12 protein-coding genes are annotated in these 13,690 nt (G+C 69.7%); 11 read left to right on the top strand and 1 reads right to left on the bottom strand.

Annotated elements, in window-relative coordinates:
• Window position 1 precedes the first annotated feature (1 nt).
• Window positions 2-1,006 (top strand): ribose-phosphate diphosphokinase, encoded by a 1,005-nt coding sequence (locus N803_RS14745; RefSeq protein ID WP_035906718.1) that lies wholly within the window; start codon window positions 2-4, stop codon window positions 1,004-1,006.
• A gap of 107 nt (window positions 1,007-1,113) precedes the next feature.
• Here the strand turns inward: N803_RS14745 and N803_RS14740 are convergent, their stop codons facing one another.
• Window positions 1,114-1,674: a CGNR zinc finger domain-containing protein gene (locus tag N803_RS14740; RefSeq protein WP_035906716.1), complete on the bottom strand. Its 561-nt coding sequence runs from the start codon at window positions 1,672-1,674 to the stop codon at window positions 1,114-1,116.
• 81 nt (window positions 1,675-1,755) lie between these two features.
• Between N803_RS14740 and N803_RS14735 the strand changes: the two genes are divergently transcribed.
• From N803_RS14735 to N803_RS17660, 10 genes are all read left to right on the top strand, one after another.
• Window positions 1,756-2,805, top strand: a complete 1,050-nt coding sequence (locus N803_RS14735; protein ID WP_245617306.1) for an EamA family transporter — start codon at window positions 1,756-1,758, stop codon at window positions 2,803-2,805.
• A 345-nt stretch (window positions 2,806-3,150) separates the two neighbouring features.
• On the top strand, window positions 3,151-3,837 hold the full coding sequence (locus N803_RS14730; protein ID WP_035906713.1) for a 50S ribosomal protein L25/general stress protein Ctc: 687 nt from the start codon (window positions 3,151-3,153) through the stop codon (window positions 3,835-3,837).
• 148 nt (window positions 3,838-3,985) lie between these two features.
• A complete protein-coding gene (gene pth, locus N803_RS14725; RefSeq protein ID WP_035906710.1) occupies window positions 3,986-4,576 on the top strand; it encodes an aminoacyl-tRNA hydrolase in 591 nt (196 codons plus the stop codon).
• 148 nt (window positions 4,577-4,724) lie between these two features.
• Window positions 4,725-8,384 (top strand): transcription-repair coupling factor, encoded by a 3,660-nt coding sequence (mfd, locus tag N803_RS14720; RefSeq protein ID WP_035906708.1) that lies wholly within the window; start codon window positions 4,725-4,727, stop codon window positions 8,382-8,384.
• Between the two features lie 14 nt (window positions 8,385-8,398).
• A complete protein-coding gene (locus tag N803_RS14715) occupies window positions 8,399-8,920 on the top strand; it encodes a hypothetical protein (protein WP_035906705.1) in 522 nt (173 codons plus the stop codon).
• A gap of 4 nt (window positions 8,921-8,924) precedes the next feature.
• Window positions 8,925-9,722 (top strand): nucleoside triphosphate pyrophosphohydrolase, encoded by a 798-nt coding sequence (locus tag N803_RS14710; RefSeq protein WP_052112338.1) that lies wholly within the window; start codon window positions 8,925-8,927, stop codon window positions 9,720-9,722.
• A 269-nt stretch (window positions 9,723-9,991) separates the two neighbouring features.
• The gene (locus tag N803_RS14705) at window positions 9,992-10,399 is read left to right on the top strand and encodes a hypothetical protein (RefSeq protein ID WP_035906703.1); all 408 of its coding nucleotides are present in this window, start codon (window positions 9,992-9,994) and stop codon (window positions 10,397-10,399) included.
• Window positions 10,400-10,460: 61 nt separating this feature from the next.
• On the top strand, window positions 10,461-11,612 hold the full coding sequence (locus N803_RS14700; RefSeq protein WP_035906700.1) for a PfkB family carbohydrate kinase: 1,152 nt from the start codon (window positions 10,461-10,463) through the stop codon (window positions 11,610-11,612).
• Window positions 11,609-12,553: a pseudouridine-5'-phosphate glycosidase gene (locus N803_RS14695; RefSeq protein WP_035906698.1), complete on the top strand. Its 945-nt coding sequence runs from the start codon at window positions 11,609-11,611 to the stop codon at window positions 12,551-12,553. Before N803_RS14700 ends, N803_RS14695 begins: the two co-directional genes overlap by 4 nt.
• Window positions 12,554-12,871: 318 nt before the next feature.
• Complete coding sequence (locus N803_RS17660; RefSeq protein ID WP_156969804.1) at window positions 12,872-13,672, top strand: endonuclease domain-containing protein; 801 nt, start codon at window positions 12,872-12,874, stop codon at window positions 13,670-13,672.
• Window positions 13,673-13,690 lie beyond the last annotated feature (18 nt).

Here is a 13,690-nt window from a genome sequence, read left to right as displayed (position 1 = left end):
CATGTCGAAGGAAGACCGCCCCAAGTCCGCCAACATCCGCAAGAAGCCCAAGAAGCAACTCATGGTCTTCTCCGGGCGCTCGCACCCCGGACTCGCGCAGGAGGTCGCCGCGCTCATCGGCACCGAGCTCGTGCCGACCAGCGCCTACAACTTCGCCAACGGCGAGATCTATGTGCGCTACGAAGAGTCGGTGCGCGGGTCGGACGCCTTCGTCATCCAGAGCCACAGCGCTCCGCTCAACGAGGCGATCATGGAGCACCTCATCATGATCGACGCGCTCAAGCGGGCCAGCGCGAAGCGGATCACCGTGGTCATGCCGTTCTACGGCTACGCGCGTCAGGACAAGAAGCACCGCGGACGCGAGCCGATCTCCGCCCGCCTCATGGCCGACCTGTTCAAGACTGCCGGCGCCGACCGTCTCATCGCCGTCGACCTCCACACCGACCAGGTGCAGGGCTTCTTCGACGGACCGGTCGACCACCTCATGGCGCAGCCGGTGCTGTCGGACTACGTGTCGGAGAAGTACGGCCACGAGGACCTCGCTGTCGTCTCCCCGGACGCCGGGCGCATCAAGGTCGCCGAGCAGTGGTCGAAGCGGTTGGGCGGGGTGCCCCTGGCCTTCATCCACAAGACGCGCGACATCAATCAGCCCAACCAAGCCGTCGCGAACCGCGTCGTCGGTGACGTCAAGGGCCGCGTCTGCGTGCTAGTCGACGACATGATCGACACCGCCGGGACGATCACCAAGGCAGCCGACGCGATCATGGCCGACGGGGCCAAGGACGTCATCATCGCCGCGACGCACGCCATCCTGTCGCCGCCCGCCGTTGAGCGGCTGCGCGACTGCGCTGCCCGCGAGGTCATCGTGACGAACACGCTGCCGATCGACCCCGAGAACGAGTTCGAGGGCCTGACCGTGCTGTCGATCGCGCCGCTCATCAGCGCCGCGATCAAGGAGGTCTTCGAGGATGGCTCGGTGACGAGCCTCTTCGGCGGTCGCGCCTGACGCATTGATCGACTTATTGCCCTCTTGGGACACAGTTCCGCTGCCGTAGGCCCGCGGACCGTGTCCCAAGAGGGCAATAAGTCGGTCGGGGGTGGGGTGGGCTCGCCTCAGTCGGTGGCCTGGCGAGCCTGGCGGTCCCGGTATGCCGCGACGTGGGCCTTGTTGGCGCACGTCCCGTCGCAATAGCGCCGGCTGCGGTTCTTGGTGAGGTCGATGACGGCGTCGTCGCAGTCGTCGGCGGCGCACACGCGCATGCGCTCGGTCTCGCCCGCGCGGACGAGGTCCGTGATGGCCAGGGCCGCCTCGACCGCCATGCGTTTGGCGAGGTGGTCGTTGTCGTCGGTGGCATGGATGTGCCAGTCGAGGTCATCGTGGCGGACGAGTCGGGGGAGGGCCCTGTGCTCGGCGAGGAGTTCGTTGACGCCGTCGACCATGGCCTCGACGTCCCTGCCCCACAGCTCGCGCAGTCGGGGGCGCAGGGCGTGCACCTCGTCGAGTTCGGCACGGGTGCGCGGTCGGCGTCCGGTCCAGTGCCACGCGTCGAAGAACGTGCCGAGCGACTCGACCGTCGGCAGGTCCTCCTCCATGGAATCGCCGTAGCCGGGTGCCGAGTTCATGACGGCGACGGCATGCTGCAGCGTGAGCTCTGTGTCATATGCAAAGACCATGTTGACTCCTGACATTCGTCGGGTCTAGCGTCAGCAACGTAAGGACCAACCTTACATTTTACTCCTGACGAGGTGAGCATCGTGAACGCTGGAATCCAGGCCCGAAACGCGCGCACGATGGCGCTCGGCCTCGTGCTGGTGCTCGTCGCCTCGGCAGCCTTCGGCTCCTCGGGCGCCTTCGCCAAGTCGCTGCTCAATGCTGGCTGGACCCCCGCGGGGATCGTGACCTGGCGTGTCGGCTTCGCGGCGATCCTCCTGCTGCCCGTCATCGTGTGGACCCTGCGCGGTCGCTGGCACCTCGTCCGCCGCAACCTCGGGCAGGTCCTGGCATTCGGGCTCGTCGCCGTGGCCGGCTGCCAGTACGCCTACTTCAACGCTGTCGACCACCTCTCCATCGCGGTCGCCCTGCTGCTCGAGTACTGCGGGATCCTTCTCGTCGTCGGCTGGATGTGGGCCCGCCACGGACACCGCCCCTCGCGGCTCACGGCTGCGGGCATGGCCCTGTCGGTTCTCGGCCTGCTGCTCGTCCTCGACGTCTTCACCGGGGTGCAGGTGTCCCTCGTGGGTGTCGTGTGGGGTCTGCTCGCCGCGACCGGTCTCGCCACGTTCTACGTCACCTCGGGCCACGAGCACGAGGAGTCGCTGCCGCCGCTGGCGCTGGCCGGCCTCGGTCTGGGCGTCGGTGCCATCGCGCTCGTCCTGGCGAGCGCGGTGGGTCTCATCGACTACGGCACGGCGAGGACCAGCGTCGAACTCCTCGGGAGTTCGGTGGCGTGGTGGGTCCCCGTCGCGGAACTCGCAGCCATCGCCGCCGCGCTGGCGTACGGCGTCGGCGTCATCGGGACCCGTCTCGTGGGTGCCACGATCGCGAGCTTCGTCGGCCTGTCCGAGGTGCTGTTCGCGGTGCTCTTCGCCTGGGCGCTCGTCGGTGAACTGCCCGGCTGGGTACAACTGGCCGGAGGCGTTCTCATCCTCGCGGGCGTCGTCGCCGTCCGCCTCGGTGAGAACCACGAGGGTGACGGTGCTCCGGACCCCACTGCGGAGGTCACGACTGCCGAACCGGGCGACGACCAGCTCGCCCTCCCTGCTGCCGAAACCGTGCTCGTCGCGACCGTGGCCGACCCGAGCTGATCGTTCGCCGGTCGACCCACGGCACGCCAGCTGGTGCGGGCAGCCGAAGCCGGAGTCCGCTCGGACGTCGAAGGTGAGCGGACGGCATACGCCGATTTCCCTGCCTGCAGGGCTTCCCCTAGACTCTCGGGGTTGCCTCGGCGAGGGACGCAGTACCGGCCAGTGATGTTCGGGTCGTGAAGCGTCCGTGATCGACGCGGTGGTCAGAAGAGGACCCGGTCAGTGACTGTTCCTCCGCCGACCGGCGCGCCTGTCCGTGCCGTGTCCCGCGTCGAGGCCACCGCAGGCGTCGACATTCCCCCGATGCCGACCTGACCCACAAGCCCTCTCTCCCCAGGAGTTCTCGTGTCCAACGACACCATCAAGCTGCAGGCCGAGGCCCGCACCCAGTTCGGCAAGGGTGCCGCCCGCAAGATCCGCCGCGACGCCAAGATCCCCGCGGTCATGTATGGCCACGGCGCCGAGCCCGTGCACATCACCCTCCCGGGCCACGACGCCATGATGGCGCTCAAGAACCCGAACGCCCTGCTCACGATCGTCCTCGACGGTGACGAGCAGATGGCTCTCGCCAAGGACGTCCAGCGCGACCCGATCAAGCCGGTCATCGAGCACGTCGACCTCGTCATCGTCCGCAAGGGCGAGAAGGTCACCGTCGACGTCCCCGTTCACCTCGAGGGCGAGGCCGCCCCGGAGACCGTCGTGAGCATGGACCACTCGAGCCTGCAGGTCGAGGCCGAGGCCACCAACATCCCCGAGTCGGTCACCGTCTCCGTCGAGGGCCTCGAGGCCGGCACCCAGATCCTCGCCGGCGCCGTCGAGCTGCCCGCGGGTGCGACGCTCATCACCGACCCCGAGGCGCTCGTCGTCAACGTCACCCAGCAGATCTCCGCCGAGGCGCTCGAGGCCGAGCTCGCCGACGCCGAGGCCGAGGCTGGCGTCGAGAAGGACGAGTCGGAGGCTGCCGAGGGCGAGACCGCCGAGGCCGAGGGCGACGCTGCCGAGGGCGACGCGGAGAAGTCCGAGGACGCCTGAGCCGTCCCGCTCACCTGAACCACCAGCAGGCCCGGTCCGTCACCACGACGGGCCGGGCCTGCTGCTGTGTCCGGGACCGAGCGCCCGCCGCCGCGGACGTGGGGTCGGTGAGCGGACGGCATACTTGGTCGTTGTGAGTGAGACGTGGATGGTCATCGGCCTGGGGAACCCGGGACCGACGTATTCCGGCAACCGCCACAACGTCGGAGCGATGGTCATCGACGAGCTGGCTTCGCGGACGAAGAGCGCGCTGCGCGCGCACAAGGCGCGGGCGTCGGCGGCGCAGGTGCGGATCGGCATGGGGCCGGGCGGTGTGCCGGGGCCGTCGGCCGTCATCGCGGTGCCGCACAGCTACATGAACGAGTCGGGTGGGCCGGTCAAGGCGCTCATGGGCTTCTTCTCGGTGACGCCCGAGCGGCTCGTGGTCGTGCACGACGAGCTCGACATCCCGGCCGGCGACGTGCGGCTCAAGCTCGGCGGGGGAGAGGGCGGCCACAACGGGCTGCGCTCGATCTCGAAGTCGTTGGGGACAAAGGACTATCTGCGCGTGCGGGTCGGCATCGGTCGCCCGCCGGGGCGCCAGGATGCCGCCGACTTCGTGCTCAAGGACTTCTCGCCGACCGAGCGCAAGGAGCTGCCGTTCCTGCTCGACTCTGCTGCGGATGCGGTGGAGATGCTCGTGACGCAGGGACTGCTCGACACCCAGCAGAAGTTCCACGCGCCCGTCGCTGGACGCTAGCGGAGCCTCGGGACGACCACTTGTGCTCGAGACGACCATGCAGAAGTGGTCGGCTCGAGCAGCGTCGGTCGTCTCGAGCCGAGGGCCGCGACGGCCGGGTGTCTCGGACGGTCGGGACTGTCCGCCCACGCCATTAGGCTGAGGGGCGATGTCCATGCTGCAACCCGTCGTCGACACGTTCGCCGCGGCACCCCAGATCCACGCACTCCTCGACACCGCCACCGGTCCCGGCACGTTGATGCTCGACGTCTCGGTCAGCGCCGGTGCCCGCCCCGCCCTGATCGCTGCTGCGGTCGAGCGTCTGCGCGCCACTGCACCCGACCGCTTGCCCCTGCTCGTCGTCACGGCGACGAGTCGTGAGGCCGAGGACCTCACTGCCGCGCTCGGCTGCGTCCTCGACCCCGACCTCGTCGCCGACTTCCCGTCCTGGGAGACCCTCCCGCACGAGCGACTGAGCCCCCGCTCCGACACCGTCGGCCGGCGTCTCGCGGTGCTGCGCCGGCTGGCCCACCCCGCCACGGTGGCCGAGGACGACGCCGCGCATGGCCCGCTCTCGGTCGTCGTCGCCCCCATCCGCGCCGTCCTCCAGCCGATCTCGACGGGCCTGGGTGACCTCGCGCCCGTCGCCCTGCGCGCCGGCGAGGACCACGAGCTCGACGACGTCGTCGAGGGGCTGGTCAACGCCGCCTACAGCCGGACCGACCTGGTCGAGCGCCGCGGCGAGTTCGCCGTCAGGGGAGGCATCCTCGACGTCTTCCCCCCGACCGAGGAGCACCCGCTCCGGGTCGAGTTCTGGGGCGACACCGTCGAGGAGATCCGCTGGTTCAAGGTGGCCGACCAGCGCTCGCTCGAGGTGGCCACGCACGGCCTCTGGGCGCCGCCGTGCCGCGAGGTGCTGCTCACCGACGCCGTCCGCGACCGGGCGGCCACGCTCGCCGATCAGCTGCCGGGCGCCGCCGACCTCCTTCACAAGCTCGCGGCCGGCATCGCCGTCGAGGGCATGGAGTCGCTCGCACCCGCCCTCGTCGATGGCATGGAGTCGATGCTCGACAGCTTCCCCGCCGGCTCGCCGGTCGTGACGTGCGACCCCGAGCGGGTCCGGACCCGCGCGCACGACCTCGTCGCCACGAGCCAGGAGTTCCTCGAGGCGGGCTGGGCCAATGCCGCCGCGGGCAACGCCGTGCCGATCGACCTCGAGAAGATCCTCGGGTCCGCGTCGTTCTGGTCGGTCGGCGACCTGCGCGACCACGCGCGTGAGACCGAGCACCCGTGGTGGGACCTCACCCCGTTCGCCCTCGACACCGAGACCGTCGACACGACCGACGGCGAGGTGGCCGAGACGGGCACCGAGGACGTCGCGGCCTACCGCGGCGACATCGAGTCCGCAGCGGCCGACCTGCGGACCTGGACCGACGCGGGCTGGCGGATCCTCGTGGCCACCGACGGACAGGGTTCGGCCAAGCGCATCGTCGAGGTCCTGGGTGAGGCCGAGGTCCCGGCCCGGCTCGACGCGGGCCCGGACGCCCTCGGCGACTTCGACCCGGGCGTCGTCCACGTGACGACCGCCCAGCTCGGGCGGGGCTTCGTCCACCCCGGCAGCCGGCTCGTCGTCCTCACCGAGACCGACCTCACCGGCACCCCCTCCTCCGGTCCGTCGACCAAGGACATGCGGCGTATGCCGTCGCGGCGCCGCAACCAGGTCGACCCCCTCCAGCTCAAGCCGGGCGACTTCGTCGTCCACGAGCAGCACGGCGTCGGCCGGTTCGTCGAGATGATGCAGCGCACGGTGCAGGGCGCCACGCGCGAGTACCTCGTCATCGAGTACGCCGCGTCCAAGAGGGGCCAGCCGGGCGACCGGCTCTTCGTGCCGACCGACCAGCTCGACCAGGTGACGCGCTACGTCGGTGGCGAGCAGCCGACGCTCAACCGCATGGGTGGCTCGGACTGGAAGCAGACCAAGTCCAAGGCGCGCCGCTACGTCAAGCAGATCGCGGCCGAGCTCATCCAGCTCTACTCCGCGCGGATGGCGACCAAGGGCCACGCGTTCTCGCGCGACACCCCGTGGCAGCGCGAGCTCGAGGACGCCTTCGCCTACGTCGAGACACCCGACCAGCTCAGCTCGATCGACGAGGTCAAGGCCGACATGGAGCGCGAGGTCCCGATGGACCGCCTCCTCGCCGGCGACGTCGGCTACGGCAAGACCGAGATCGCGGTGCGTGCCGCCTTCAAGGCGATCCAGGACGGCAAGCAGGTCGCCGTGCTCGTCCCGACGACACTGCTCGTCCAGCAGCACCTCCAGACCTTCACCGAGCGCTATGCGCCCTACCCGGTGACGGTCAAGGCGCTGAGCCGGTTCGTGTCCAAGAAGGAGGCCGACGCCGTCATCGCCGGCATGGCCGATGGCACCGTCGACCTCGTCATCGGCACCCACCGGCTCCTGTCCGACTCCATCCGCTTCAAGGACCTCGGGCTCGTCGTCGTCGACGAGGAGCAGCGCTTCGGCGTCGAGCACAAGGAGCAGCTCAAGTCGATGCGCACCGCCGTTGACGTGCTCGCGATGTCGGCCACCCCGATCCCGCGCACGCTCGAGATGGCTGTCACCGGCATACGCGAGATGTCGACTCTCGCCACGCCTCCCGAGGAGCGGCACCCGGTCCTCACCTACGTCGGCGCCTACGAGGAGAAGCAGATCACCGCGGCCATCCGCCGTGAGCTGCTCCGCGAGGGCCAGGTCTTCTACATCCACAACAAGGTGTCGACGATCGAGCGGGCGGCGGCCCGGATCCGCGAGCTCGTCCCCGAGGCACGCATCGCCGTCGCCCACGGCAAGATGGGCGAGCACAAGCTCGAGCAGGTCGTGCTCGACTTCTGGGAGAAGCACTTCGACGTCCTCGTCTGCACGACGATCGTCGAGACCGGGCTCGACATCTCCAACGCCAACACGCTCATTGTCGAGCGCGCCGACCGGCTCGGCCTGAGCCAGTTGCACCAGTTGCGTGGCCGCGTCGGGCGTGGTCGTGAGCGGGCGTACTCCTACTTCCTCTATCCGCCCGAGACCCCGCTCACCGAGACCGCTCACGACCGACTCCAGACGATCGCGAGCCACACCGACCTCGGCGCCGGCATGCAGGTGGCGATGAAGGACCTCGAGATCCGCGGCGCCGGCAACCTCCTCGGTGGCGAACAGTCCGGCCACATCGCCGGCGTCGGCTTCGACCTCTACGTCCGCCTGGTCGGCGAGGCCGTCGCGAACTTCCGTGGCGACGTGGAGGAGGAGATCGGCGAGATCAAGATCGAACTCCCCGTCGACGCCCACCTCCCGCACGACTACGTGCCTGGGGAGCGGCTGCGTCTCGAGGCCTACAAGAAGCTCGCGACCGTGACGGACGAGACCGCCCTCGCCGACATCGAGGCCGAACTCGTCGACCGCTACGGCAAGCCGCCGGAGGCGGTCGGCAACCTCATCGAGGTGGCGCGGCTGCGCACCGTCGCTCGGGCGGCCGGCATACGCGACATCTCGGTGCAGGGCAGGACGATTCGGTTCGGGCCGGTCGAGCTGCGCGAGAGCCAGGAACTGCGTCTCCAGCGCCTCTACCCGGGCTCGATCGTCAAGGAGGCGCTCGGCACGATCCTCGTGCCGATGCCCATGACGGCCCGAGTGGGAGGCAAGCCGCTGCGCAACCGCGAGGTTCTCGAGTGGGCGGGTGCTGTCATCCGCAGCGTCGTCATGGACAATGTCGGGGAAGCAGCGAAGGTGGCCACGTCCGCAACCGCGACGTCCGCGGCGCACAGCCGAGCCACCCGATGACGAAGGGACACTCAGTGAAGGCCGTCAAGGCTCGCACCACCGCCATCGCCCTTGCGGGCATCCTCGCCCTCTCGGCCTGCTCGGGGACCACGTCCGCCGAGACAGCCGCGGTCGTCGACGGCCGGGTCATCACCGAGCAGCAGGTCCGCGAGGCGACCGAACAGATCAACACGGCCTTCCCCCGCGAGCAGCAGCCGTTCACTGCCTCCGAGATCCTCACCCTGCTCATCCGCGCTCCCTATGTGATCGATGCCGCCGCCCAGTCCGGTCGCCCGCAGAGCGAGTCCGCCGCGCGCTCCCTGCCGGAGTTCGAGAAACTCGGCGAGGCCCCGGCCGAGTCCACCGTCGATGTCCTGCGCGCCGAGCTCAGCGCCCAGAACCTCGATCAGTCCGCGGCGCAGGCGCTCACGCAGAAGTTCAACTCTCTCGACCTCACCGTCAGCCCGCGCTACGGCACGTTCGACGCCGCACGCGCGCAGCTCGTGGCGGACACGCCGAACTGGCTCGTGCCCGCCCCCGCAGCGCCCGCTCAGTGACGTCGTGGGGCGCCTGAGCCTCGTCGTCACGAGTCCGCGCGTCGCGCCGGGACTGATGTCCCGAAGTGCCTGGTATGCCGTTGAGTCGGCCCCCGTGCGCCTGTGCCGCGATGCGTCGGAGCCGGTTGTCGACGCGGTGATCGAGTCCGGCCTGTCGGTCGAGTCCGTGGGTGGGGACATGGAGGCGCCGGAGCTCGCCCGTGTGCTCGTGTCCGGCGCGGCCGACGGTGACGTGGTCTGGTTGGGGTCGTCCGACGGTGACCCCGGACTGACCGATGCGATCGCGTCCGAGGTGTCGCGCCTCGAGCTGCCGCCGGAGGTCGAGGTCGTCGTCGGGTCGTGGGACGTGCCGGGGTCGCGCCTGCTCGACGCCGTCGCCGTCATGGACCGCCTGCGCTCTCCGGGCGGATGCCCGTGGGACGCGAAGCAGACGCACGAGTCGCTGGCGAAGTATCTGACCGAGGAAGCGGTCGAGGCGGTCGAGGCGATCGAGTCGGGCGACCGGCAGCACCTCGCCGAGGAGCTCGGGGACGTGCTGCTCCAGGTGCTGTTCCACTCGCGGGTTGCCGAGGACGCGGAGTCGCCCGAGGAGCAGTTCGACATCGACGACGTGGCCGGAGTGCTCGTCGAGAAACTCGTCCGTCGCCACCCGCACGTCTTCGCCGATGGTGATGCCTCGACCCCGGAAGAGGTCGAGGAGGCGTGGGCCCGGATCAAGGCCGAGGAGAAGGCGGCCAAGGCGTCGCGGGCCGGTCGTGAGGACGATGCGCATGCAGGCGGCGAGGCCGGTCACGCGGGGTGAGCGGACGGCATACGCCGAACGCTTTTCAGGTGCCAGCGCCAGCAGCACGACGCGGTCACGCGGACTGAGGGTTGTCCGCCCGTCGTCGATCTGGAGGGGGCCGAGGAGCGCGATGCGCATGTTCTCACGGTGATCCTGCGTGGAATCGGCGTCAAGAGCACTGATACCCACCTGATACCGCCCCGACGGGGGGCTGGTACCGACCCATGCGACAACGGTCTCGGACATCCCGTCCGAACCAACCCAACGGTCACGAAAGGACCACGACCATGTCGCACACAACCAGCATTCGCCGGTTCGCCGCCACCGCCGGAGCTGCCGGAATCCTCGCCCTCTCGATGGCCGCTCCGGCCAGCGCCCGCCCCGACCCCGGGAACGGCTCACAGTCCGAGTGGAGCTGCCAGGTGAACTGCTACGCCGGCCCCGACGGCCCCGGCATGACGACGTCTCTCCCGCCGGTGGACGACAGCGCCATCGAGTTCCTGCAGCTCGGTGCCGGCGTTCTCGCCGGCGTCGCCATCGCGGAGCGGGTGTTGCCCTCGTCTCCCGTCGCCACCACCACATGGCGCACCCCGCATGAGGGTTCGCCGCTCTCCCACACGTGGGGTCCGGTCCGCGAGGACCGGACCCCACGTTCGTGTGCCAACGATCCGGAATGCCGTCCGCCCGCGTTGTGATCAGACGTTCGCCCGAGTTGGATACTTGCTTGGAAACACAAGTAGTGCTTAAATAGTCAATGTGAAGCTGACTCCTCAGGAATCGACGATCCTCGAGCTCCTGCGTTCCGACCCGCTGCTCGACGCAGCCGGACTCGCGGAGCGACTGGCCACGACCAAGGCCTCCGTCTCCGTCGCCCTGTCGAACCTCACCCGCAAGGGTGCGATCCTCGGCCGCGGCTACCTCGTCCGACCCGAGTCGGCCGTGGTCGTCGTCGGTGGCGCAGTGATGGACATCAAGGCGCGCAGCGCAGCAGCCCTCGCCGGAGCGACGAGCAACCCCGGTCACGTCACGACGAACGCTGGTGGCGTCGGCCGCAACATCGCCGAGAACCTTGCCCGTCTCGGAACCCCGACTCACCTGGTGGCGGCCCTGGGCGCGGATGCCTTCGGCGAGGACCTCCTCGAGCACACCCGGTCGGCCGGAGTCCACCTGGACCACGTCGTGGTCGGCACGCGCCCCACTGGCACCTACCTCGCGGTCCTCGACCACGAGGGCGACCTCAGCGTGGCTGTGTCCGACATGACGGCCACGGACTCCCTGACCGTAGGGGACCTCGAGCGGGTCCGCGTCCTGGTCCAGCACAGCGAACTGCTCGTCATCGACGGCAACATCCCCACAGACGTCTCGATCTGGCTGCTGGACACAGCCCGGGCGAGTGGGGTCGACGTCGTCCTCGAGCCGGTCTCCGTCGTCAAGGCGGGCCGGATGGCGCCCGTGCTCTCGCCCGAGCGACCGGTTCTCGCCATCACCCCGAACATCGACGAGCTCGCCGCGCTCGTCGGGCGCGACGTCCCCAACAGCGTCGCCGGCATCACCCGCGCAGCCGCCGAACTGCACGACCGCGGCGTCGAGCACGTCTGGGTACGCCGCGGTTCCCGGGGGAGCGTTCTCAGCTCGCGCGGATCCGACGGCGCGAGGGCTGGCAACCGGGCCGCAGCAACCGTGACCACGAACGACATCATCGCCGCCGATGTCGTCGACGTGACCGGTGCCGGCGACTCGATGACTGCCGGCTTCGTGCACGCCTGGCTTCGCGACGCCGATGCCGTGCGTGCCGCGGCATATGGGCAGGCAACTGCCGCCCTCACGACCGAGTCGGCGCACACCGTCCGACCAGACCTCACCGACGCGCTCGTCTCCGAGCGCCTGAACCGAGAAGGACAGTCATGACCCGCACCACCCCCACGCCCCACCCCGCTCTCGCGCTCGCACCGGAGGTCGCCGAGGCGCTCGCCGCCGGGCGCCCCGTCGTCGCTCTCGAGTCGACGATCATCAGCCACGGCATGCCCTACCCGCGCAACGTCGAGATGGCGCGTGAGGTCGAGCGGATCGTCCGTGACGGCGGTGCCACGCCGGCGACGATCGCGATCCTCGACGGCGTCGCCCGCATCGGCCTCTCCGCCGACGAGCTCGAGCTCCTCGCCACGCACGAGGACGTCGCCAAGGTCAGCATCCGCGACCTCCCGCACATCATGGCCACCAAGCGCCACGGTGCCACGACCGTTGCCTCGACGATGCGCCTCGCGGCCCTCGCCGGCATCAAGGTCTTCGTCACGGGTGGTCTCGGCGGTGTCCACCGCGGCGCCGAGAACTCGATGGACGTCTCCGCCGACCTCACCGAGCTGAGCACCACCGACGTCGCCGTGGTCTCCGCCGGCGTGAAGTCGATCCTCGACATCGGCCGCACCCTCGAGGTTCTCGAGACGCTGGGTGTCCCGGTCGTGACGTTCGGCGTGAACGAGTACCCCTCCTTCTACTCCCGGGAGTCGGGTTTCACCTCGCCCATGCGCAGCGACTCGATCGAAGAACTCGCCGACATGATGCGGATCAAGTGGGACCTCGGTCTCGCCGGCGGCATCTCGGTGACGAACCCGGTGCCCGCCGAGGACGAGATGACTCCCGCGGAGATCTCCGAGCTCATCGACCAGGCCGTGGCCGAGGCCGAGCAGCGCGGCATCGTCGGCAAGGACATCACGCCGTTCCTCCTGGGCCGCATCGTCGAGCTGTCGGATGGCAAGAGCCTCGACACCAACATCGCGCTGGTGCGCAACAACGCCCGCCTCGGCGCCGCTCTCGCCAAGGCCTACGCAGCGGTGGCCCCCGTCAACTGACGCGGCGCGCGGCGCGCTGCACAAAGCGGTTCGCAAACCCTGGTGTCGTTCGACAACCTGATCGTTCTGGTTGTCGAGTCACCTTGGGGTTCGCGAACCGTTTGGGTGTATGCCGTCCGCGCACCCGGGGATGCCCGCGCGCCGGTGGACCTGTGGAAAACTTTCAGGCCGCCATGCCGCCTTCGGGCAACCTCTTCGCATGGAACCACTCGACCCGCACCTGGCCCGGATTGCACGGGAGCACGACGGCATCATCACCCGTCTGCACACGAGCGCCCGACGCCTCTCCCCGGCACTCCTGCGGGCTGCGGGGCCGGATTGGTCCATCGTCCGCGTCCGGGCGTCTTCATCACCCAGGAGAAGTGGGCTGGGGCGCAGCCCAGTGAGCGCTACGCCCTGACCGTCCGTGGCGTGCTTCTCGCTCACCCGACGTGGATCGCCTCGCACCATGCCGCACTCGCTGTCCAGGACCTGCCGCTGTTCGGGGTGGACCTGAGCGTCGTGGACGTGGCAGCCGCGGTGCGTGGCTGCCGGATCCGACAGGGCCTCCACATGCACGTCGCCGCGCCCGGGCATCTCGACCAGGCGGATCGCGGCTCCGTCCGGGCCGTGCCAGTGGCGGCCGCGTGCGTTCTCACCGCGACGCGCAGCGGCCTCGAGGCCGGGGTCGTGGCCATGGATGCAGCCCTTCGTCGGCACCTCACGACCAGGGAGCAGCTGACCGAGGCCCTGGCGTTGCCCGGTGCGCGGTTCGGCGTCGGGTTGGCCCGTGGAGCCATTGAGCTCGCGGACCCCCAGGCAGAGTCTCCGGGTGAGTCCAGAACCCGCTTGCTGCTCAGCGGTGCCGGTTTCGAGGTCCGGTCGCAGGTGACGATCACCGATGACGGAGGTGACATCGGTCGGGTCGACTTCCTTGTCGGAGGCCGTGTGGTCGTGGAGTTCGACGGCCTGGTCAAGTACGACGGCGCCAACGGGAAGATGGAACTCGCCCGGGAGAAGGTCCGAGAAGACCGGCTGCGTTCGGCTGGTTACGCCGTGGTCAGGCTGACGTGGGCAGACCTGAACCACCCCGACCGCGTGATCGCCAAGGTCCGGCGGGGCCTGGCGGCGGCTGCCTGAGGTGGGCGGACGGCATAC

Source organism: Knoellia subterranea KCTC 19937 (assembly GCF_000768685.1).
Lineage (GTDB): Bacteria > Actinomycetota > Actinomycetes > Actinomycetales > Dermatophilaceae > Knoellia > Knoellia subterranea.
The sequence above is the reverse complement of the archived record's forward strand: the minus strand, read 5'-3'. Positions and strand labels throughout refer to the sequence as shown.